At 38.9% G+C, this 22,046-nt stretch carries 22 protein-coding genes and 1 CRISPR repeat array; of the genes, 21 read left to right on the forward strand and 1 reads right to left on the reverse strand.

Annotated elements, in window-relative coordinates; translation table 11 throughout:
- Positions 1-24: 24 nt before the first annotated feature.
- The 10 genes from NSU19_RS04235 (at position 25) to NSU19_RS04280 (ending at position 10,923) form a co-directional block, all read left to right on the forward strand.
- Positions 25-879 (forward strand): ABC transporter permease subunit, encoded by an 855-nt coding sequence (locus NSU19_RS04235; protein ID WP_339194447.1) that lies wholly within the window; start codon positions 25-27, stop codon positions 877-879.
- The gene (locus NSU19_RS04240) at positions 876-1,742 is read left to right on the forward strand and encodes an ABC transporter permease subunit (protein ID WP_063386972.1); all 867 of its coding nucleotides are present in this window, start codon (positions 876-878) and stop codon (positions 1,740-1,742) included. The genes NSU19_RS04235 and NSU19_RS04240 overlap by 4 nt, the downstream gene beginning before the upstream one ends.
- Positions 1,739-2,758 carry an ABC transporter ATP-binding protein gene (locus tag NSU19_RS04245; protein ID WP_339198955.1) on the forward strand — a complete coding sequence of 340 codons (1,020 nt, stop codon included), beginning with the start codon at positions 1,739-1,741 and terminating at the stop codon, positions 2,756-2,758. The genes NSU19_RS04240 and NSU19_RS04245 overlap by 4 nt, the downstream gene beginning before the upstream one ends.
- 18 nt (positions 2,759-2,776) lie before the next feature.
- A complete protein-coding gene (locus NSU19_RS04250) occupies positions 2,777-3,562 on the forward strand; it encodes a DeoR/GlpR family DNA-binding transcription regulator (RefSeq protein WP_339194451.1) in 786 nt (261 codons plus the stop codon).
- 21 nt (positions 3,563-3,583) lie between these two features.
- Entirely contained in the window at positions 3,584-4,585 is a 1,002-nt protein-coding gene (locus tag NSU19_RS04255; protein WP_339198957.1) for a histidinol phosphate phosphatase domain-containing protein, read from the forward strand.
- Positions 4,586-4,861: 276 nt separating this feature from the next.
- Positions 4,862-5,494: a CRISPR direct-repeat array (repeat unit 30 nt; unit sequence GTTTTTATCTTAACTATGAGGAATTGAAAC).
- 323 nt (positions 5,495-5,817) lie between these two features.
- Positions 5,818-5,946 (forward strand): hypothetical protein, encoded by a 129-nt coding sequence (locus tag NSU19_RS04260; RefSeq protein WP_339198959.1) that lies wholly within the window; start codon positions 5,818-5,820, stop codon positions 5,944-5,946.
- Positions 5,947-6,654: 708 nt separating this feature from the next.
- Positions 6,655-8,079, forward strand: a complete 1,425-nt coding sequence (locus tag NSU19_RS04265) for an 8-oxoguanine deaminase (protein WP_339194456.1) — start codon at positions 6,655-6,657, stop codon at positions 8,077-8,079.
- Positions 8,080-8,096: 17 nt separating this feature from the next.
- A complete protein-coding gene (locus NSU19_RS04270; protein WP_066249138.1) occupies positions 8,097-8,879 on the forward strand; it encodes an ABC transporter ATP-binding protein in 783 nt (260 codons plus the stop codon).
- Complete coding sequence (locus NSU19_RS04275) at positions 8,880-9,740, forward strand: ABC transporter permease (protein WP_063386965.1); 861 nt, start codon at positions 8,880-8,882, stop codon at positions 9,738-9,740.
- A gap of 151 nt (positions 9,741-9,891) precedes the next feature.
- Positions 9,892-10,923, forward strand: coding sequence for an ABC transporter substrate-binding protein (locus NSU19_RS04280; RefSeq protein WP_339198961.1), 1,032 nt, complete (start codon positions 9,892-9,894; stop codon positions 10,921-10,923).
- Between the two features lie 135 nt (positions 10,924-11,058).
- On the opposite strand, the gene yvfG is transcribed toward NSU19_RS04280, so the two are convergent.
- Positions 11,059-11,274 carry a protein YvfG gene (gene yvfG, locus NSU19_RS04285; protein ID WP_063386963.1) on the reverse strand — a complete coding sequence of 72 codons (216 nt, stop codon included), beginning with the start codon at positions 11,272-11,274 and terminating at the stop codon, positions 11,059-11,061.
- A 74-nt stretch (positions 11,275-11,348) separates the two neighbouring features.
- Between yvfG and rpoN the strand changes: the two genes are divergently transcribed.
- The 11 genes from rpoN (at position 11,349) to NSU19_RS04340 (ending at position 22,025) form a co-directional block, all read left to right on the forward strand.
- Positions 11,349-12,653 carry an RNA polymerase factor sigma-54 gene (gene rpoN / locus NSU19_RS04290; RefSeq protein WP_144597284.1) on the forward strand — a complete coding sequence of 435 codons (1,305 nt, stop codon included), beginning with the start codon at positions 11,349-11,351 and terminating at the stop codon, positions 12,651-12,653.
- A 15-nt stretch (positions 12,654-12,668) separates the two neighbouring features.
- Positions 12,669-12,920: a glutaredoxin family protein gene (locus NSU19_RS04295; protein ID WP_063386962.1), complete on the forward strand. Its 252-nt coding sequence runs from the start codon at positions 12,669-12,671 to the stop codon at positions 12,918-12,920.
- 124 nt (positions 12,921-13,044) lie between these two features.
- Positions 13,045-14,067 (forward strand): sugar-binding transcriptional regulator, encoded by a 1,023-nt coding sequence (locus NSU19_RS04300; protein WP_339198963.1) that lies wholly within the window; start codon positions 13,045-13,047, stop codon positions 14,065-14,067.
- Positions 14,068-14,116: 49 nt separating this feature from the next.
- A complete protein-coding gene (gene gap, locus NSU19_RS04305; RefSeq protein WP_063386960.1) occupies positions 14,117-15,124 on the forward strand; it encodes a type I glyceraldehyde-3-phosphate dehydrogenase in 1,008 nt (335 codons plus the stop codon).
- A 146-nt stretch (positions 15,125-15,270) separates the two neighbouring features.
- Positions 15,271-16,455 (forward strand): phosphoglycerate kinase, encoded by a 1,185-nt coding sequence (locus NSU19_RS04310; RefSeq protein ID WP_094245232.1) that lies wholly within the window; start codon positions 15,271-15,273, stop codon positions 16,453-16,455.
- A 34-nt stretch (positions 16,456-16,489) separates the two neighbouring features.
- Entirely contained in the window at positions 16,490-17,251 is a 762-nt protein-coding gene (gene tpiA / locus NSU19_RS04315; protein WP_066249154.1) for a triose-phosphate isomerase, read from the forward strand.
- On the forward strand, positions 17,244-18,779 hold the full coding sequence (gene gpmI, locus NSU19_RS04320; protein ID WP_339198966.1) for a 2,3-bisphosphoglycerate-independent phosphoglycerate mutase: 1,536 nt from the start codon (positions 17,244-17,246) through the stop codon (positions 18,777-18,779). The genes tpiA and gpmI overlap by 8 nt, the downstream gene beginning before the upstream one ends.
- A gap of 19 nt (positions 18,780-18,798) precedes the next feature.
- On the forward strand, positions 18,799-20,091 hold the full coding sequence (gene eno / locus NSU19_RS04325) for a phosphopyruvate hydratase (RefSeq protein WP_066249160.1): 1,293 nt from the start codon (positions 18,799-18,801) through the stop codon (positions 20,089-20,091).
- Positions 20,092-20,346: 255 nt separating this feature from the next.
- On the forward strand, positions 20,347-20,850 hold the full coding sequence (locus tag NSU19_RS04330) for a YjdF family protein (RefSeq protein ID WP_339198968.1): 504 nt from the start codon (positions 20,347-20,349) through the stop codon (positions 20,848-20,850).
- A gap of 40 nt (positions 20,851-20,890) precedes the next feature.
- Entirely contained in the window at positions 20,891-21,124 is a 234-nt protein-coding gene (gene secG, locus NSU19_RS04335) for a preprotein translocase subunit SecG (RefSeq protein ID WP_063386955.1), read from the forward strand.
- 154 nt (positions 21,125-21,278) lie between these two features.
- Complete coding sequence (locus NSU19_RS04340; RefSeq protein WP_066249166.1) at positions 21,279-22,025, forward strand: carboxylesterase; 747 nt, start codon at positions 21,279-21,281, stop codon at positions 22,023-22,025.
- The last annotated feature ends 21 nt before the right edge of the window (positions 22,026-22,046 follow it).

The raw sequence follows: 22,046 nt of genomic DNA on the forward strand, positions 1-22,046 counted from the left end.
AACAAACTAAAGGAGCGAAAATCCTTGAGAAAATTAAAGAAACAAAAATTATTTTTGTTGGTTTTGCTTTTGCCATTTGTTTTGCTTGTCATCAGTTTTGAGTTTTGGCCATTATTTGCTATGATTCATAACAGTTTTTTGGCGGATGATGGTAAAACACCTTCAATGATTCAATATTTTACAGTGTTTCATAGCTCTTATTATTTACAAGCTGTTCAAAACAGTGTTTTGATTTCGTTATTTTCATCAGTTGTCTCTATAATCATTGCAATTATAACGGCCTATTCCATTACCCGTTTTTCGAGAAAAATTCAAGATCGCATGCTGATGATTACAAATATGACATCAAATTTCGAAGGTATTCCGCTTGCTTTTTCCTACATTATTTTATTAGGGACTAACGGGTTATTTACACTTCTTTTTGCTGAACTTGGTTTAGATTTATTTGCCGAATTTAACTTATACTCATGGTCAGGTCTCATACTTGTCTATATTTATTTCCAAATTCCATTAGCAATTATGTTATTATATCCCGCTTATAAAGGGATACAAAAACAATGGATGGAGGCAGCATCTTTGTTAGGCGCAACAAATGTCCGCTTTTGGCTCCATATCGGCATTCCTTATTTGCTGCCTAGTATTGTTGGGACATTAAGCATTTTGTTTGCCAATGCTATGGGAGCCTATGCAACAGCTTATGCTCTTGTGGGAAACAATTATAATTTACTGTCGCTGCAAATTGCATCACTTGTTGCAAGTGATGTTGCATTAAAGCCGCAGTTAGGCAGCGCGCTTGGTGTTCTTTTAGCGGTAACAATGCTTGCTGCAATGTGGATTAATAACCGCATGATGCGGCGGATAAGGAGAGATTTATCTTGAAATTCAATAAAATTTTCCATAAAACTGTTCTTGTTGTTTTAGTTATTTATTTGCTCCTGCCGCTTGCAGCTACTTTGATATTTTCAATTGCAGGCAAGTGGGATCATACGTTATTACCGGAGAGTATTACTTTTAAGTGGTATGGAGAATTATTTAGTGATGAACGTTTTTATCAGGCTTTGCTTCGATCCCTATTTCTCATACTAGTCACAGTGGCGATAAGCAACATCATAATGCTCCCGACAATATTTATTGTTGCGGTTTATTTTAGAAGATTTGAAAGAATTCTTCAAGCTGTAGCGATGCTTCCGTACGGAATTCCGCCTATTGTAGGAGCAGTAGGATTGATTAAAGTATATTCCAGCGGTCCATTGCAAATCTCTGGTACACCATGGCTTTTAGTCGGTGCTTATTTCGTGATTACAATGCCGTACATGTATCAAGGTATTCGGAACAGCTTGCAAACAATTAATGCTCAAGAATTAGTCAGTGCAGCTGAATTGTTGGGGGCGACCAAGTTTCAAGCATTTCAAAAAATTGTAGTGCCAAACATCTTGTCAGGAATTTTCGTTTCGACCTTGCTTTCCATTGCATTATTGTTTGGTGAATTTGTATTAGCGAACTTGCTTGTTGGCGGACGGTTTGAAACGATCCAAATTTATCTTTATCAAAAGTTAAATAAAAGCGGGCATACAGCAAGTGCAATTGTTATTACATATTATGTCATTATTTTACTATTAACATGGATTATTTTAAAACTTAAAAAACGGCCGATGCAATTTCAGTCAGTATTTGGAAAACGGAAGCAGCTGATTTTAGTTGGTGAAAAAACAAAAGGATTTTTAAAGGGTGAACATAAATGAGCTACTTAATAATTGATCAGGTGACGAAGCGTTATCAGCAGCAAACGGTTTTAAATAAAATTTCTTTATCGCTTAGACAAGGAGAGTTCGCTACTTTACTCGGACAAAGTGGTTGTGGTAAAAGCACTTTATTAAGATCTATAGCAGGATTGGTCGATATTGATGAAGGAGCTATTCATGTAGATGGAAAAAATATTACAAATATGGAACCGCGTAATCGGGAAATTGGGATGGTCTTTCAATCATATGCCCTTTTTCCTAACATGACCGTTTTTGACAATATTGCATTCGGTTTAAAGATGAAAAAGAAGAAAAACATTAAAAATCGTGTGCAACGTATGATTGAGATGATGGATTTAATCGGTAAGGAAGATTCCTACCCTCATCAGCTTTCTGGAGGACAGCAGCAGCGAGTTGCACTTGCACGAAGTCTTATTTTAGAGCCGAAAGTATTGCTTTTAGATGAACCATTAAGTGCATTAGATGCGAAAATTCGAAGAAATTTGCAGCTAGAATTAAAAAAAATTCAAAGGGAGTTTCAGATTACCACTATATTTGTGACACATGATCAGGAAGAAGCGATGACAATGTCCGATACAATTTATATTATGAACGAAGGAAGCATTGTTCAATCTGGCATTCCAAGTGAAATTTATACCTCACCAGTTAATTCATTTGTGGCTAAATTTATTGGAAATTATAATGTTTTGCAAATGGATCAATTTCAGAAGATGATTCAAACAGAAGAGCTTGCTACTGAAGGACAAGAAGTGGCTATTCGGCCAGAAGTTATCGATTTAGTTGAGATAACAGCAGATGTGCCAAATATTGAAGAAAAATGGATTGTTCAAGGGACAGTTCAGGATGTTTCGATGATAGGCAATGTAATTAGGTACGAAATGAACGTCAATGGAGTTTTAGTGAAAGTAGATTATCTCCATTCTCGTGAACATTTCTTTAAACAAGGAGAAAATCTTCATCTAATCATTCCAAAATCGGAATGCATTGTGTTTTAAAGGAGGAAGTTTTAGTTAATGTCCATACTTCCAGAGGAAAGAAAAAATGCCATACTTCAAGAATTAGATCGAACCGGAAAAGTAAAGGTCATTGATTTTGCCGAGCAATTTCAAGTTTCTCAAGAAACAATCCGCCGGGATTTAATGATTTTAGAAGAAAAAGGACTATTAAAGCGAGTATATGGCGGGGCAGTAAAAAAATCTTATCAAGGAACAGAGCCTCCATTTGTACAGAGAAAAATAGTGAACCAAGAAGCGAAAATAAAAATTGGAAAAGCAGCGGCCATGCTTATTTCAGATGGCGACACAATTGTGATCGATGTTGGAACAACCGCATTAGAATTGGCAAGATCTATTGAAAATAAAAAAGAAATAACAATCTTAACAAATTCTTTGCCAGTTTCCTCAGTTTTAACTGATCTATTAAACCAAAAAATGTTTTCTGGAGAAGTATTGTTATTAGGCGGCCAACTAAATCCAAAGCAGCAGTCAGTAGGCGGAAGATTAACTGAAAAAATGTTAAGTCAATTTCATATTGATAAGGCCTTCATTTCAGCAGGAGGAGTTTCTATAGATGGCGGCGTAAGTGACTATGATTTGACAGAAACGTCTGTCTCTCAAGAAATGATACATGTGTCAAAAGAAATTATTTTACTTGTTGATCATTCAAAAATTGGTGTCGATGCTTTTTGTAAAATTTGTCCTCTTGAAAAAGTAGATGTGATTGTTTGTGATCAACCTATCCCAAAAGGGTGGAAAAATCATAAAAAAACAAATGGTATTAACTGGATTACTGCAGACTAATAAATCTGAAAGGATTTTATGATGAAAGTAGACTACCACGTTCATTTAGAAGAAGGACCATATTCATTAAATTGGTGGAATCGAACTGTTCGAGCGATTGAACAGTTTTGGAAAATCCCATATGATCCTCATTCTAAAGAATGGCTTATGGGAACAGCGAGAATTATGAATTATCGAATGGAACAAGGGGCATTTTCTTCATTTTGGCTAGATTTTTATTTAAAACAAGCAAAAAAAATCGGGTTAAAGGAAGTGGGAATAGTTGATCATCTATATCGATTTAAAGAAATGAAATCCTTTTATAAGAAATATATTTATTTAGAAAATGATCGACTTGGCACATTGCAAAATAATTGGTTGGATATAGTTTCATGTGTCTCAATCGAGCAGTTTGCCAAGTTGATAGAAAATGAAAAGCGAAAATGGGAAGCAGAGGGCGTTCGATTAAAGTTTGGGATTGAAGCAGATTTCTTTCCTGGGTGTGAAGAGGACCTTGTAGAGATATTATCTCAATATCAGTGGGATTATGTAATAGGTTCTGTTCATTTTTATAAAGGATGGGGATTTGATAACCCAGATACTAAAGAGTATTTTCACCATTTTGATTTAAATGTTCTTTATGAGGAACATTTTAAAGTTATTGAACAAGCCATTTCTTCAAAACTGTTTGATATTGTAGGGCACCTTGATAATTTAAAAGTATATGGATTTCGGCCAAATGAAGAAGATCTGAAAGGCTATTACCGCCGTATTGCACAAAGCTTAAAAGAAAATGATACGGCAACTGAAATCAATACAGGACTTGCTTACCGCTATCCGATTAATGAGATGTGTCCAAGTCCTGAATTTTTAAAAATTTTATCTCAATATGAAGTACCTATAACTATGTCTTCTGATGCTCATTTTCCAGATGATGTAGGCAATTTATTAGATGAAGCGAGAGAATTGTTAAAATCAATCGGCATTAAGAAAATAGCAACATTTGAGAAAAGGAAAAGAATTGAAATTGATTTAGACAAGTAGTACGGGAAAACTTATGATATTATAAACTGTTTTCAACTATGTACGAAAGAGATGGAAACTTGCAATTATAACGGAACCTCTTAAAAATTGTCGTCGACCTCCAATCGTGCAAAAATCCCGGGGGATCGACGACAATTTCTTTTTTAGAGTAACGATGCAAAATCTGCAGAAAATAAACGAAAAACAAAGAATTGATAAAAATTCCTGTTTACGCTAAAATTGAAATAACAAAATTTCCATTATTATCAAAACCTTGCACCATCAATGATTTTTGGGGTTTTTATCTTAACTATGAGGAATTGAAACAGAAAAATGGAAACAAATTAACCGAAAGTTTAACCGTTTTTATCTTAACTATGAGGAATTGAAACCCGCAGGAAAGATTCTTAATCATCGCAATGTATCTCAGTTTTTATCTTAACTATGAGGAATTGAAACAAGCTCCGCCTTTTCCTCGCCGATATACGGGCATATGTTTTTATCTTAACTATGAGGAATTGAAACGAGATGACCTTTCTCGCCTCTTCATTTTGTGCAATAAACAGTTTTTATCTTAACTATGAGGAATTGAAACTCGCCGAGAATTTGACCAAGAAGTGCAAACTCCTTCGTTTTTATCTTAACTATGAGGAATTGAAACTTCGATACATAACATGCACCAAACGCTTGATGACTTCGTTTTTATCTTAACTATGAGGAATTGAAACTATAGTATATAGTCGCTATTATTTATATACGTTATTAACGTTTTTATCTTAACTATGAGGAATTGAAACCAATATTTCGCAGCGACTAAATGGAATGATATGCCAGTTTTTATCTTAACTATGAGGAATTGAAACTGTATCAGACCGCAAGAAAAGCTGAAGCAACTCTCCGTTTTTTATCTTATCCATAAGATTTGAAACAATAATCTCGATATCACACGATAAAAGAGTAAGAAAATCATGGACAAATAGATGGAAAGTTTTTTTGTACAGTAAATAATCCACCTGCAGGAGGGCTTCCTGGTAATCCGTATGGTTGTAGGTACGTTACGATACCCAGCATTTGATGATGAAGAATTAAGCGAAAAAGTTGAATGTAAACCGTTTAATAGCATTGTTGAAGTGAAAGAATTTTTCTAAATCAGTTTATTAGGGCGAAGAAGAAATATTTTTGGATAAAGAAGCGACTTTTAAAATAAAGCAGATTATAGTGATCACAATTTTTTATGTGAGATGGTCAAGAAAATGAAAGAGGATAGTAAAGAACCTGTTGTTATTAATAAAAATAAACCTGTTGATGATCAAAAAAAACAAAATGAAGATACAAGATCTGATCGTTTTTCATGGAAGATAGATGATGTTGAATTCTATTAATTTTTCAAAAATTGGCGCTCCTTTTAGGAGTGCTTTTTATTTTACCTGAGAGAGGATGTAATGTGTATAAGGGAAAAACGCATACAAGATTACGACGAAGACACAAGGGTATCTGACTGTTACGGCGCCGATCATTCGTCCTGGCGTATTCCCTTATATGTGATCGGGTAAAATGGTTCTGATGGAAGCCGAGTTTGCAGGAGGAAATCTTTTCGGACAAAACAATTCAGGCAAAGCCGGTTACTGATGGCGGCCATCCGAATGAACCAGTCACATTGCAAAATTTCAACCGGCATGCAAAAGGGATTTCACTACGGATGAAGAGTACAAGATTTAAATCTGGTCATCTCTTTTACTGTCACATTCGGATTCATTCAACATTGCCTGTTCGTTTGGAAGTCCCCTATATATAACGGTTGCCGAAAAATTTTTATTTAGCTCAGTTGAAAAACTGGGCTTTTTATTTCCTAAATATGGAAACAAATCCACTCCCCCATATACCGCTCCTCTTAAAAAAACGTCATTTATGTCAGAATATATAACATAAATACGTAATTTTTTTGGTTAAAATACACAAAATCACATTAAAAATTGTGAATATTCGCTAATGTTAAATAGCTGAAAAGAATATATAATAAATACACATTACGTATTGTGTTATAAAAATTAACATAAAAGGGATTGATCGTATTATAAAGGGGTGAATGAATGAAGACGTTGTTCATAAAAAATGCCAAAAATATTATTACTATGGATGAAAATCGAACGGAATACCCAGGCGGCAGCATGTATGTTGTCGGTCAAGAGATTAAAGCGATTGGCTATGATTTACCTTGTGAGTCAGCGGATATTGTCATTGATGCGCGCGGAAAAATTGTTTATCCGGGGTTAATCAATACGCATCATCATTTGTATCAGACTTTCACCCGCAATATCCCTTGGGTGCAAAATGTTGAGCTGTTTGATTGGCTAATCGCTTTGTACGATATTTGGCGCCATCTAAGGCCGGAAGATGTGTATTTAAGTGCTGTTGTCGGATTAGGTGAGTTACTTAAAAGCGGTTGTACGGCATCAGCTGACCATTTTTACGTTTTTCCGAATGGAGTCAGCTGTGAATTAATTGATGAGGAAATACGGGCAGCACGTGAGATCGGAATTCGTTTTTACCCAACTAGAGGCTCTATGAGTTTAGGACGATCAAAAGGGGGATTGCCGCCAGATGAAATCGTTCAACCGGAGGATGTTATTCTTCGAGATACCATGAGAATTATTGAAACCTATCATGATCCTAGTAAATTTTCGATGCTGCGGGTAGGTGTTGCACCTTGTTCACCATTTTCGGTTAGCAAAGACTTGCTGCGTGAATCAGCGGATTTAGCACGCAGTTATGGCGTTCGGATGCATACCCATTTGGCGGAAACGATCGATGAAGAGGATTTTTGCAGAGAAAAGTTTGGCATGCGTCCTTTCGAACTAATGGAAGAAACAGGTTGGGTCGGCGAAGACGTGTGGTATGCGCATGGAATCTGGTTTGATGACAAAGAAATTGCCAAGCTGGGTGCTTGTGGCTGCGGAGTTGCTCATTGTCCGAGCAGCAATATGAAAATGGCTTCCGGAACGATGCGAATTATGGACATGCTGCAGGCAGGGGTAAAAGTGGGATTTGGTGTTGATGGTTCAGCTTCTAATGATTCCTCCAATCTATTATTAGATTTAAAAATTATGAACCTGCTCCATAATCTTCAGCATGGAACGACAGCGCTAAGTGCTGAAGATTGTTTGTCGATTGCGACGAGAGGTTCAGCTAAAGTGCTTGGCTGGGAAGATGCCATTGGTTCATTGGAAGTCGGCAAGGCTGCTGATATGTTTATGATTGATACGAATCGATTAGAATTTGCTGGTGCGCTTTTCAACGATACGGCACTTCCGATTCTAGCGGGCACACCGACAGTCGATATGACTATCGTTGGCGGACAGATTGTTGTAGATAAAGGGCGTCTTGTCAATATCGATGAAGAATCATTTGCCATGCGGGCGCAAAAAGCTGCTGAAAGAATGCTGGAAACGGCTCTTGAGCATACAAAAGTCAATTATAAAAAACCAAGAATAAGAAACTCAGCTATTCTAACTTAGATAAGGGGGGATAAGCAGTGGAAGCAATTCGAAACGAGATTGTCGCATTTCATCATGTTAGTAAGATTTACAATACCGGCACAGTCGCTTTAAGCCAATTCCATTTTTCCATCACAGAAGGGGAATTTATAAGCTTCCTCGGCCCGTCTGGCTGCGGGAAATCAACGGCATTAAGAATGGTGGCAGGTTTAGGCGAAGCTACTGAGGGCAAGGTAGAGGTATTTGGGCAAAACCCGAAAGAAGTTATAAAAAATACAAATGATGTTGCTTTTGTATTCCAAGATGCCAATTTGCTTCCATGGAGAACGGTGCTGGAAAATGTGATGCTGCCTTTAGAATTAAGGGGTTCGGATAAAAAAAGCCGCAAAGAGGATGCGATCAAAGTATTGGAGATGGTTGGACTAAAGGATCATATAAAGTCATATCCTAGGCAGTTGTCAGGCGGAATGAGAATGAGGGTGTCTATAGCTCGAGCGTTGGCTGCAAAACCTAAATTGCTGTTAATGGATGAACCGTTTGCTGCATTAGACGAGATTACAAGACAGACCTTGCAGACGGAGCTGCTTGAAATATGGAAAAGGGAGAAAATGACAATTTTGTTCGTTACTCATAATGTATTTGAAGCTGTCTATCTTTCTACTAGAATTGCAGTGTTGTCAGCTCGGCCCGGACGATTATCATCTATCATCGATGTCGATCTTCCTTATCCGAGGGAGCGGACAGATGAACGGTTTACAGAATATGTCGATATTTCCTCGCAAAGTCTTGAGAATAGTTCAACCCGAAGGGAGTTGGTATAAATGTCTGTACAAACAGCAACCACTCAAACGAAGGAAATTGTCGCTCAATCAAATAATACTGGCAAACTGAAAATATGGAGCAAATCAAAATGGAAGATTATTGGTCCGATTGCTGCGCTTGTTGTTTTTCTTTCTTTATGGCAGTTTGTACCGATTATGGTTGGCGTGCAGCCGTTTATACTTCCAAAACCGACGGACGTCCTTCAAGCGGCGGTTGAAGATTGGGAGTTATTATGGCCAGCCATACAAATAACGGTGGCTGAATCTGTGATCGGATTTGTAATAAGCGCCATCATTGGAATTGGCTTTGCGGTTTTATTAGCAAGCTCAAAAATTTTAGAAATAAGCATTTACCCGTATGCGGTTATTTTACAAACGATACCGGTTGTAGCTGTTGCACCGATCGTTGTTATCTGGTTCGGCTCGGGCTTCAATTCGATTGTGATGATTTCATTTTTAATCGGATTTTTTCCGATTATTTCAAATACGTTAATGGGATTGAATTCAGTCGATAAAAATATGAGCGAATTATTTACTTTATATAATGCGTCAAAATGGCAAAAAATGTGGAAGCTCCGAATTCCGGCTGCTATGCCTTACATGATGACCGGCTTAAAAATATCCAGCACGCTATCGATCGTTGGAGCTATTACGGGTGAATATATAGCTGGAATTGGCGGAGGAAAAGGCGGTTTAGGGTATGCCATTACGGTAGCAGCCGTTCAATTAAAAACACCATATTTATTTGCTTGTGGAATTGCCGCTGCTATTTTTGGGATTGTCTTTTACTTACTCGTAAGTTTGTTTTCTCATTTCATGCTGAGATCATGGCACGAATCCGCGATGAAGGGAGAAAAATAAAAAATTTGATCAAAAATTAAGTTGACATAATCACTATTGCTTACAAGAGCTGAATTCAATTTGCTAATTTTTTTTGCATAAAAATGGTTTGCTTGCGTTAGGGAACGAGCTTTATTGAGTTTCAAAAAAGTGCAAAAAGGGGGAAAAAGAATTGGAAGCATGGCGTAAAGCAAGTTTTCTATTAATCGGGATTATATTCATGCTCTTCCTCACCGCCTGCGGCGGACAAGAGTCGAGCAGCTCAACAAACGAGGGAGACAGCGCTTCGAATGAAGAGAAAAAAGACTTAAAAGATGTAAAAATTGTATTAAATTGGTTTCCGAAGGCGCAGCATGGCGGTTTGTATGCAGCACAAGAAAACGGATTGTTTGAAAAAAACGGTTTAAAAGTCACGATCGAACCGGGCGGGCCGCAAGTCTCGTCTATTCAAATGGTTGCATCTGGAAGTGCTGACTTTGGGCTTGCACATGCTGACCAAATGGTTATTGCTAGAAATCAAGGAATTGAATTAGTCGCTGTAGCTGCTGCCATGCAAGGAAGCCCGCAGGCATTAATGTTCCATAAAGGAAAGGGAATTGACGATTTTGATGAATTAAATGGAAGAAAAGTATATATACAGCCTGGTATTACGTATTGGGACTTTTTGAAATCTAAATATAATTTAAGTAATGTACAAGAATTGGCTTATACAGGACAGCATTCGAATTTTATTAGCGATCCCAATTCTGTAAGCCAAGCCTTTGTGACTTCAGAGCCGTTTTTCTTAAAAAAAGATGGAGTAGATGTAGAAACGAAGCTCATATCTGATGCAGGTTATAATCCTTATAACGTTGTGTTATATGTTACAAAAGACTATTTAGAAAAAAATAAAGAAACTGTCAAAGCATTTGTGGATGCTTTTGTCGAAGGATGGTATTTATACAAAGATTCTTACGAAGAGATTAATAAAGTGATTCAGAAAGACAACGCTGATATGGAATTAGAATCATTAAAATTTGAAGCCGAAACACAAGTGGATTTTGTATATGGAGGAGATAGAGCAGAGCATGGAGTCGGATATATGACGGAAGAACGCTGGGCAACATTAATTAAACAATTGCACGATCTTGGTTTATTAGAAAAAGCATTTGATGCAAAGGAAATTTTTACGACAGAATATTTGCCAAAACATGAATCGAAATAAAAACGAAAACGAAAGCTGGGCAGCTTATATTTGCTCAGTTTTTTGTATTAACCAAAAGCTTTACTGCAAAAAAAGAAATCGGCTTATATGCCGACTTCAAAAACTGATCTCATACATTAAAATTTAAAAGTTCTTTTATTCCTCGTTTTTTACTTGATTATATGCTTGATCAAGATTTTGCAGTCTTTTCAATATTTCAGCATTTTTGGTTAGCTGGTCGTAAATTAAAGTTGAGACGACAGATCGGTAGTAGCTGTTCATGGCATCAATCTTTGAAGATTTTTCTTTATTCATTTCAATGTACTGTTTAAAGTTTTCTTTAAAATAGGAAACAGAAAAAAGCTGTGTCATTTTCGTTCCTCCAAAATTTTAGATTCTTTTTTTAAATTCTTCATGTAAAATAGAACTAAAGGGGGGGAGTTCTGATGCATATAAAAATGGACTTAGTCCAAAACCAATCCTTGAGATTGGCGATGACGAAAGAGCTGAAGCAAGCCATTGGGCTTTTGCAATATTCTACAATCGATTTAGTATCTTACTTGAGGGAAATTACGCTTGAAAACCCCTTTGTGGAATTGGAAGAATCCCATCCAACGATATTTTATCATAATCAAAGAAAGCAGCAGAGGGCAAACAAGGAGGATGGCCGCTGGATCGAAAATATGCCGAAAAAAGGGATGGGGCTAAAAGATCATTTGCGAAATCAGCTCGTAGAATTTCGTTTTACCGAAAACGAACGGCGTGCTATTCATATTTTAATCGATGCAGTGGACTCAAATGGTTATATGTCAGAAGACTTATCCCGCCTATCGGAAAAGTTCCAAATTTCGATCGATCTTTTGGAAAAACAGCTGTCTGTACTGCAATCATTAGATCCAATTGGCGTCGGGGCACGTTCGCTTCAAGAATGCTTGCTTTTGCAGGCTAAAGAAATCGAGGAAAAACCTGAAGGCTCCGAGTTCGTGTTAAAAGAGCATTTTCATCTGTTTGCCACAAAAGCTTGGAAGGATCTTTCCAAAAAGACAGGTCTGTCGCTGAATGCTCTTCAGCAAATTTTCGATTTTGTTCAAACATTGAATCCAAGACCTGGTCTGCAATTTGATGAGGAAACCCCGAATTATATCATCCCTGATTTAATGATTGAAGAGCGAAATGGAGATTGGATTGTATATTATAATGAAGATCTTTTGCCGCAAATTAAAATCAATCGGGACTATGAACCGATTGTACAAACAGAAAAAGATGTAAAATCTTATGTACAGACTAAACTCCATCAAGGACGCTGGCTGTTAAAATCGCTTGAGCAGCGGAAGGAAACGCTTGTCAAAGTTATGCAGGAAATTATACGATTTCAGAAAGACTTTTTCTATTTGAAAAACAACGTTTTGAAACCGCTAACATTAAAAGATATCGCTGATTCTCTTAACATTCACGAGTCGACTGTAAGCAGAGCGGTCAATGATAAATTTGTTCAAACTCCTTTCGGCTTATATGAGTTGAAATATTTTTTCACTAACAAAGTGGGAGAAGAAGATACATCAAGTGCGAATGTTAAACAGGTCATTCAGCAATTAATTGATCAAGAAAATAAGCAAAGACCGCTTTCAGATCAAAAAATTGCCAACCTGTTGAAAGAGAATTATAATATGAATGTTTCGAGAAGAACAGTGGCCAAATACCGCGATCAGCTCAATATCCCTTCGTCCAATTTGCGAAAAAGATATAATTAGAAAGGAATTGGATTCGTGAATCAAGTGGTTCTTTATACGAAGCAAACATGTCCATTATGTGATGAAGCAAAGGAATTGCTGTATAAGCTGCAAGCTGAAATACCCTTTGATCTGAAAGAAAAAGATATTTATCAAGATGACCGGCTGCTGGAAAAATATCAACTAATGATTCCAGTGATTGAAGTGAATGGAAAGATTGTTATTTTTGGGAAAATTGAAGAAAATTCTTTAAGAAAACGTTTGCTGGAACTTGTTTCTGTTGATTAACATTTGCGCTCCTGCTAAAATAATATATGTAGCAAGGGGTGAATTTTTTTGCTATAATTGGGACATAATTTGTCTTACAGGGACAAAAAAAGTCCCGGAAAGAAAGAGCTGAAGGGTCTTGAAAATGAAATCATTAATTGAAGCTCAAAAAAAATTATTGCCTGATCTTCTCCAAACTATGCAAAAGCGCTATCAAATTTTGCAGTCCATTCGACTGATGCAGCCTGTAGGAAGACGAAGCTTGTCAAACAATTTAGGCATCAGTGAAAGAATTCTGCGTGGAGAAGTGCAATTTTTAAAAGAACAAAATTTAATTCATATTCACCCCTCGGGAATGACCTTAACGAAAGAAGGGGATGATCTTCTTTCATCATTGGAAGAAATGATGAAAGATGTTTTAGGTTTAACTTTTTTGGAAACTACATTAAAAGAGAAGCTTCATTTAGATGAAGTGATTGTTGTTTCAGGTGACAGCGACCATTCGCCCCTCGTGAAAAAAGAAATGGGAAGAGCTTGTGCACAATGCATCATGAATCATTTGCAGGATGACGAGGTTGTTGCTGTGGCAGGCGGCACAACGCTGGCAGCTGTTGCTGAAATGATGATTCCGTTAGGTCATCGCCGAAATGTTTTATTTGTCCCTGCAAGAGGCGGACTAGGGGAAAATGTTGAAAACCAGGCGAATACGATTTGCGCCAAAATAGCTGAACGTGCACATGGGAAATACAGGCTGCTCCATGTTCCTGACCAGCTAAGCAAGGAAGCATATGAATCCATTATCGAAGAACCGGAAATAAAAGACCTTTTAAAAATTATACGTTCAGCGAAAATGCTTGTTCATGGCATCGGGGATGCTCAAACAATGGCGGAGCGAAGAAAGACTCCGAAGGAAGATTTCGAAAAAATTAAAAAAGGAAAAGCAGTAGGCGAAGCTTTCGGTTATTACTTCAACCAAAAAGGTGAAGTCGTCCATAAAGTTCAAACGGTTGGAATGCAGCTGGAGGACTTAAAAAACATACGAAATGTGATCGCGGTTGCTGGAGGAGCCTCTAAAGCAAAAGCGATCAAAGCGTATATGAATCAATCATTAGCCACGATTTTAGTAACTGACGAAGTGGCAGCTAAAGAGTTATTAAGGGAACTGTAAAGCTCCCTCAATATAAACATCATTCCTAAAATTGAAGGAGGACTTAAAGATGGCAGTGAAAATTGGTATTAATGGTTTTGGTCGTATTGGACGCAATGTATTCCGCGCAGCATTAAAAAATCCTGAAGTAGAAGTAGTAGCAGTAAACGATTTAACAGATGCAAACATGCTTGCACATCTTTTACAATACGATTCTGTTCATGGAAAACTCGATGTGGAAGTCGGGGTAAACGGAAATAACTTGGTCGTGGATGGAAAAGAAATTCAAGTATTATCCGAGCGCGATCCAGCTCAATTAGGCTGGGGAGACCTTGGCGTTGACATTGTAGTAGAATCTACTGGTCGCTTCACGAACCGTCAAGATGCAGCAAAACACCTTGAAGCAGGTGCGAAAAAAGTAATCATTTCTGCGCCGGCTAAAGAAGAAGATATCACAATTGTTATGGGCGTAAACGAAGACAAATATGATCCAAGCAATCATCATGTCATTTCCAATGCTTCATGTACAACAAACTGCTTAGCTCCGTTTGCAAAAGTTTTGCATGAAAAATTTGGCATTGTTCGAGGCATGATGACAACTGTGCACGCTTATACAAATGACCAACAAATTTTAGACTTGCCTCACAAAGATTACCGCCGCGCTCGCGCTGCAGCAGAATCTATCATACCGACAACAACTGGTGCGGCTAAAGCAGTTGCGCTCGTATTGCCTGAATTAAAAGGAAAACTTAACGGTATGGCAATGCGTGTTCCGACACCAAATGTGTCCATCGTTGACTTAGTGGCTGAGCTTGAAAAAGACGTAACAGTGGAAGAAGTAAATGCTGCGCTTAAAGAAGCAGCTGAAGGAGAATTGAAAGGTATTTTAGCGTACAGCGAGGAGCCGCTTGTATCCAGAGACTATAATGGTGATACTCATTCTTCTACGATTGATGCGCTTTCTACTATGGTGCTTGAAAACCGCATGGTGAAAGTTGTTTCTTGGTACGATAACGAAACAGGATACTCAAACCGCGTGGTAGATTTGGCGGCTTACATTGCAAAACAAGGTTTATAATCTTTAAATACGGACTTGTAGCTTGCCTGTTTAAAAAGCTATAATGAAAAGCGGGAAGGGGAAGGGGACGTTTACATTCCCCTTTCCCTTTCAACATGTAGGAAGAATTTTTTCCTGATCGTTATTGTGAAGGAGGAGCTTGAGCCATGAACAAAAAAACGATAAAAGATGTCGATGTGAAAGGGAAAACGGTATTTTGCCGAGTTGATTTTAATGTACCGATGCAGGATGGCAAAATAACCGATGATACACGCATTCGAGCTGCACTCCCAACGATCCAATACTTGGCGGATCAAGGAGCGAAAGTATTGCTTGCCAGCCACCTTGGCAGACCAAAAGGACAGGTTGTGGAAGAGCTTCGATTGACGCCTGTAGCGCAGCGTTTAGAAGAACTGTTAGGCAAAAAGGTGGTCAAAGTAGATGAAGCTTATGGTGCGGCTGTAAAAGCGGAAGTAGACAAGTTAAACAATGGCGACATTCTCGTTCTGGAAAATGTACGCTTTTATCCTGGCGAAGAAAAAAATGATCCTGAGCTAGCTAAAGCTTTTGCTGAATTGGCTGATCTATATGTTAACGATGCCTTTGGCGCCGCTCACCGCGCACATGCATCCACCGCAGGCATTGCGGAATATTTACCATCTGTTGCAGGATTTTTAATGGAAAAAGAAATCAATGTTTTATCTAAAGCGCTTGATAATCCTGACCGCCCATTTACAGCGATTATCGGGGGTGCAAAAGTAAAAGATAAAATCGGAGTTATCGAAAATTTATTGGAACGTGTAGATAATTTGATTATCGGTGGAGGACTTGCTTATACGTTTGTAAAAGCGCTGGGTCACGAAATCGGCAAGTCTCTGCTTGAAGAAGATAAAATAGAACTGGCAAAATCGTTTATGGAACGTGCCAAAGAAAAGGGCGTTCGCTTTTATATGCCTGTAGATGTTGTGGTAGCAGATGATTTTTCAAATGATGCCAATACAAAAGTAGTGGATATTGACAGCATTCCGGCTGATTGGGAAGCACTTGACATTGGACCTAAAACGGCTGAAATTTATGCGGATGTCATTCAACAATCAAAGCTTGTTGTTTGGAACGGACCGATGGGCGTTTTTGAAATGGATGCTTTTGCAAAGGGAACAAAAGCTGTAGCGGAAAGCTTGGCGAAAGCAGAACATACTTATACGGTCATCGGCGGCGGTGATTCAGCAGCAGCAGTAGAAAAATTCGGCCTTGCGGATAAAATGAACCACATCTCAACCGGAGGCGGAGCATCTTTAGAGTTCATGGAAGGAAAGAAACTTCCGGGAGTTCAAATATTGGAAGACAAATAACCACAACCATTTCCGTAAAAAGGAAGGTGTAAAGATGAGAAAGCCGATTATTGCAGGGAATTGGAAAATGCATAAGACGTTGGAAGAAGCAAAAAGCTTTGTAAAGGAAGTTAAATCACTCGTTCCCCCACAGGATAAAGTTGATTCCGTTATATGTGCACCTGCCTTATTTTTAGGTCAGCTTGTGGAATTGGCTGAAGGCTCTGAACTAAAAATTGGCGCTCAAAATATGCATTTTGAAGAAAGCGGAGCTTATACAGGGGAAATCAGCCCTGTTGCATTGGCGGATATCGGTGTTGATTATGTGATCATTGGACACTCCGAACGCCGGGAAATGTTTGCCGAAACAGACGAAACCGTGAACAAAAAAGTATTGGCAGCTTTCAAACACGAATTAACTCCGATCGTATGTGTAGGCGAATCATTAGCTGAGCGTGAAGCTGGAAAAACGAATGAAATTGTTGGCGATCAAGTCAAAAAAGCGTTGGCTGGAGTCGATGCGTCGGCTGTGAAAAACATCGTGATTGCTTATGAGCCGATTTGGGCGATTGGCACAGGAAAATCGTCTTCTCCGGAGGATGCCAATGAAGTATGTGCCCATATTCGGGGTGTAATTGCCGATATTTATTCCGATGATGTTGCAAACGAAGTTCGCATTCAATATGGCGGCAGTGTTAAACCGGAAAATATTAAAGATTTTCTAAACCAGCCGGAAATTGACGGAGCATTAGTCGGAGGCGCAAGCCTAGAACCACGCTCTTTCTTGCAGCTATTGGAGGCAGGCCAAAATGAGTAAAAAGCCAGTAGCGTTAATTATATTAGACGGTTTTGCTCTGCGTGACGAAGTGAAAGGAAATGCTGTGGCTCAAGCGAACAAGCCGAATTTTGATCGATTTTGGAATACATACCCGCATGCAACGTTAAAAGCATGTGGAGAAGCTGTCGGCTTGCCGGAAGGTCAAATGGGAAATTCTGAAGTTGGACATTTAAACATCGGTGCAGGCAGAATTGTATACCAAAGTTTGACACGCGTTAACATAGCGATTCGTGAAGGCGAATTTTTTGAAAATGAAACATTTCTTTCAGCTATGAACCACGTGAAAGAAAAAGGAACGAACCTTCACATTTTCGGCTTATTATCGGATGGCGGTGTTCACAGCCACATTAACCACTTATTCGCCTTGTTAAAATTGGCGAAAGATCAGCAAGTGAAAAATGTGTTCATTCATGGATTTTTGGACGGACGCGATGTTGGTCCGCAAACGGCGAAGCAATATATTGATGAGCTGAATGAAAAAATCAATGAATACGGAGTAGGACAGATCGCAACGATTTCAGGCCGCTATTACTCGATGGACAGAGATAAAAGATGGGATCGAGTAGAAAAAGCATACAGAGCGATGGTGTATGGCGAAGGGCCAGCTTACAAAAACGCATACGAATGTATTGAAGATTCTTATGCACACGGGATTTATGATGAGTTTGTCATCCCTTCTGTTATGACAAAAGAAGACGGCAGTCCTGTTGCAACCATTCAAGATGATGACGCGGTTATTTTCTATAATTTCCGTCCGGATCGCGCTATTCAAATTTCGAATACATTCACAAATGAAGATTTCCGTTCCTTTGATAGGGGACCGAAACATCCAAAACGTTTATTCTTCGTTTGTTTGACGCATTTTAGCGAAACGGTGAAAGGATATGTTGCCTTCAAGCCGGTTAACTTGGACAACACAATTGGCGAAGTCATTTCCCAAGCCGGATTGAGGCAGCTGCGCATAGCAGAAACAGAAAAATATCCGCATGTTACGTTCTTTATGAGCGGAGGCCGGGAAGAGAAGTTTCCTGGCGAAGAACGGATTTTAATTGATTCACCGAAGGTAGCCACGTATGATTTAAAACCGGAAATGAGCGCATATGAAGTAACTGATGCGCTTTTAAAAGAAATTGAGGCTGACAAGCATGATGCGATCATATTGAATTTTGCCAATCCGGACATGGTCGGTCACTCCGGCAAACTTGAGCCAACGATAAAGGCAGTCGAAGCGGTTGATGAATGTCTCGGAAAAGTGGTGGATTTGATTCTCGAAAAAGGCGGAACAGCTATTATAACTGCTGACCACGGAAATGCGGACGAAGTCGTCACACTTGACGGAAAACCGCAAACCGCACATACGACAAATCCAGTGCCGGTTATTATAACGAAAAAAGGAATCGAATTGAGAGAAGACGGAATTTTAGGTGATTTGGCACCAACGATGCTCGAGCTGCTCGGGCTGGAAAAACCGAAAGAAATGACAGGGAAAAGTCTTATTAAATCATAAATAAAGGAGATGAAGCAATATGCCAGCTATTACTGATGTTTATGCACGTGAAGTGCTTGATTCAAGAGGAAATCCGACAGTTGAAGTAGAGGTGTATACAGAATCAGGTGCATTTGGACGGGCGCTTGTACCTAGCGGTGCATCCACAGGTGAGTACGAGGCTGTTGAATTGCGTGACGGTGATAAAGAACGCTACCTTGGAAAAGGGGTTTTAACAGCAGTTAAAAACGTGAACGAAATTATTGCCCCAGAACTGTTAGGCTTTGATGTGACGGAACAAAATGCCATCGATCAACTATTAATTGAACTTGACGGAACAGAAAATAAAGGAAAGCTGGGAGCAAACGCAATTTTAGGTGTTTCTATGGCCGTTGCTCGTGCTGCAGCTGATTATTTAGGTGTTCCGCTGTATCAATATCTCGGTGGCTTCAATGCGAAAACTCTTCCTGTGCCGATGATGAACATTTTAAACGGCGGCGCTCATGCAGACAACAATGTTGATATTCAAGAATTCATGATTATGCCGGTCGGCGCGGAAAGCTTCCGGGAAGCACTGCGGATGGGAGCGGAAATTTTCCATTCATTAAAATCTGTATTAAAAGGAAAAGGATATAATACAGCTGTTGGTGATGAAGGCGGATTCGCTCCAAATTTACAATCAAATGAAGAAGCTTTGCAAACTATTATCGAAGCAATTGAAAAAGCCGGCTACAAACCTGGCGAACAAGTTAAGCTTGCGATGGATGTTGCTTCTTCTGAACTGTTTAATAAAGAAGACGGCAAGTACCACCTAGAAGGAGAAGGCGTTGTAAAAACGTCGGAAGAAATGGTGCAATGGTATGAAGAGCTTGTCTCCAAATATCCGATCATTTCGATTGAAGACGGACTTGATGAGAACGACTGGGAAGGCCATAAACTGTTAACAGAACGTTTAGGCGGAAAAGTTCAGCTTGTCGGAGACGATTTATTTGTAACAAATACAAAAAAATTAGCGGAAGGCATTGAAAAAGGAGTCGGCAACTCTATTCTGATTAAAGTTAACCAAATCGGAACGTTAACAGAAACGTTTGATGCGATCGAAATGGCAAAACGCGCCGGCTATACAGCGGTCATCTCCCATCGCTCAGGCGAGACGGAAGACAGCACCATTGCAGACATTGCTGTGGCAACAAACGCAGGCCAAATTAAAACAGGCGCACCTTCCCGCACGGACCGCGTTGCGAAATACAATCAATTGCTTCGCATCGAAGATCAACTTGGCGATACTGCAGTTTACCAAGGAATTAAATCTTTCTATAACTTGAAAAAATAACACTATCTATGAAAAGGTCTAACCGAGTTATTTGGTTAGACCTTTTTTAATTAAAGCTCAAAGCACACAAAATCATAACCTAGACGGTGTGTAAATACTTTCTTATTACCAATAAACAACATATAATAAAAACATAGACAGCGTAAAAACACAGTCCCGGTTGGTAGTCCGGGCGCACTCCGAAAGAGTGTCAGTATCCTTCCCCTCCTTGGGATGTCCATCGCTGTCGTTACGTTTTACAAGGAGGGACCTTTCATGAAGTTGACGGTTTTTTACGATGGACAATTCTGGATCGGTGTGGTTGAGCAAAAGGAAGGTGAAGCTATAAAAGCGGTTCGCTACGTATTTGGTTCAGAGCCAAAAGATGATGAAGTTTTGGCATTTGTGAATGGTCCGATGCTATCGTTACTGCACAAGTGCCGCACAACAACCGCCGTGCCGCTTGAAATGAAAAAGCGCAAAAATCCGAAGCGACTGCAACGTGAAGCTGCAAAGGAAATGAAAACAAGGCCGCTTTCCACATATGCACAAACAGCCCTTCAGCTAGAATTGGAGCATCGTAAAAAAGAGAGAAAAGTTTTGCGCAAGGAGCTTTCGCGAAGCTCTCATCAAGCGAAAAAGAGAGTTAAAGCGTTTAAAAGCGAAGGCAAAACATCGTGGAAGGTAATACAGAGTTGGATGTCTTGCTTCAAGACATCCGCTTTCGTATTTTCTGAATGGATACGCTATTGTGTAATGAGCCAATTTATGATACATTAAAACTATTGTAATGTGCGTTTTTTTAGGAGGTGGAGTGGACATGCATACTCTGCTTGTCATACTATTAGCAATTGTATCTATTGCGCTGATCGCTGTGGTGATACTGCAGTCTGGAAAAAGTGCTGGATTATCTGGAGCCATTTCCGGCGGTGCTGAACAGCTTTTTGGGAAGCAAAAAGCGCGTGGAATAGATTTAATCTTACATCGTATTACAATCGTTCTTTCTGTGTTATTTTTTGTTTTAGCAATTGCTGTTTCATGGTTTGGATTATAATAGCTAGAAAGGTCTGTCAAACAGGCCTTTTTTCTATGGGAAAATAAAGCTGTTGAATGAATAATGTTTTTGGTATATAATGGAATTTAAACTTTTTTCATACTACAATTCGTTGTAAAAAATAAAGAATTTAAAAAGAGAAGGAGATTTTAAAATGAAAGTTTTACCGCCAAAACCTTTTACGTTTGAAGGTGGGAATCGTGCTGTACTGCTGCTTCACGGCTTTACTGGAAATTCAGCAGATGTGCGGATACTTGGGCGTTTTTTGCAAGATAAAGGGTATACTTGTCATGCCCCTCAATATAAAGGCCATGGGGTTCCTCCGGAAGAATTGGTTCATACCGGTCCCGATGACTGGTGGCAAGATGTGATGGGCGGCTACGAACATCTGAAAGACTTAGGTTTTAAAGAAATTGCAGTTGCCGGTTTGTCTCTTGGAGGAGTTTTTTCTTTAAAACTGGGATACACTGTACCTGTAAAAGGAATTATTCCAATGTGCGCCCCGATGTATATTAAAAGCGAAGAAACGATGTATAAAGGGATTTTAAAATATGCCCGCAAATATAAACAATTTGAAGGAAAGCCGGAAGAACAGATTGAGGCGGAAATGGAAGAGTTTCAAAAAACACCAATGAAAACGTTGAAAGCTCTGCAGCGTTTGATTTCTGATGTGAGAGAAAATGTCGATATGATTTATGCCCCGACATTTGTGGTTCAGGCGCGGCACGATGAAATGATCAATCCGGATAGTGCAAATATTATTTATAACGAAGTAAGCTCAAATATAAAAAAAATCAAATGGTATGAAGAATCGTCGCATGTTATTACGCTTGACAAGCAGCGAGATGAACTGCATCAGGACGTCTATGAATTTTTAGAGAGCCTTGATTGGCAGGAGTAAAAGGAGGTTATCGTATTGGCA

The sequence above is a fragment of the Aeribacillus sp. FSL k6-2211 genome (assembly GCF_037966125.1).
In the GTDB taxonomy this organism is placed as follows: Bacteria; Bacillota; Bacilli; order Bacillales; family Aeribacillaceae; genus Aeribacillus; species Aeribacillus composti.

Coding starts and splice junctions, on each gene's coding strand:
- eno (WP_066249160.1), top strand. CDS start 18,799: ATGCCAGCTATTACTGATGTTTATGCACGTGAAGTGCTTGATTCAAGA.
- gpmI (WP_339198966.1), top strand. CDS start 17,244: ATGAGTAAAAAGCCAGTAGCGTTAATTATATTAGACGGTTTTGCTCTG.
- rpoN (WP_144597284.1), top strand. CDS start 11,349: ATGCATATAAAAATGGACTTAGTCCAAAACCAATCCTTGAGATTGGCG.
- gap (WP_063386960.1), top strand. CDS start 14,117: ATGGCAGTGAAAATTGGTATTAATGGTTTTGGTCGTATTGGACGCAAT.
- NSU19_RS04310 (WP_094245232.1), top strand. CDS start 15,271: ATGAACAAAAAAACGATAAAAGATGTCGATGTGAAAGGGAAAACGGTA.
- tpiA (WP_066249154.1), top strand. CDS start 16,490: ATGAGAAAGCCGATTATTGCAGGGAATTGGAAAATGCATAAGACGTTG.
- NSU19_RS04245 (WP_339198955.1), top strand. CDS start 1,739: ATGAGCTACTTAATAATTGATCAGGTGACGAAGCGTTATCAGCAGCAA.
- secG (WP_063386955.1), top strand. CDS start 20,891: ATGCATACTCTGCTTGTCATACTATTAGCAATTGTATCTATTGCGCTG.
- NSU19_RS04250 (WP_339194451.1), top strand. CDS start 2,777: ATGTCCATACTTCCAGAGGAAAGAAAAAATGCCATACTTCAAGAATTA.
- NSU19_RS04260 (WP_339198959.1), top strand. CDS start 5,818: ATGAAAGAGGATAGTAAAGAACCTGTTGTTATTAATAAAAATAAACCT.
- NSU19_RS04330 (WP_339198968.1), top strand. CDS start 20,347: ATGAAGTTGACGGTTTTTTACGATGGACAATTCTGGATCGGTGTGGTT.
- NSU19_RS04340 (WP_066249166.1), top strand. CDS start 21,279: ATGAAAGTTTTACCGCCAAAACCTTTTACGTTTGAAGGTGGGAATCGT.
- yvfG (WP_063386963.1), bottom strand. CDS start 11,274: ATGACACAGCTTTTTTCTGTTTCCTATTTTAAAGAAAACTTTAAACAG.
- NSU19_RS04255 (WP_339198957.1), top strand. CDS start 3,584: ATGAAAGTAGACTACCACGTTCATTTAGAAGAAGGACCATATTCATTA.
- NSU19_RS04300 (WP_339198963.1), top strand. CDS start 13,045: ATGAAATCATTAATTGAAGCTCAAAAAAAATTATTGCCTGATCTTCTC.
- NSU19_RS04275 (WP_063386965.1), top strand. CDS start 8,880: ATGTCTGTACAAACAGCAACCACTCAAACGAAGGAAATTGTCGCTCAA.
- NSU19_RS04265 (WP_339194456.1), top strand. CDS start 6,655: ATGAAGACGTTGTTCATAAAAAATGCCAAAAATATTATTACTATGGAT.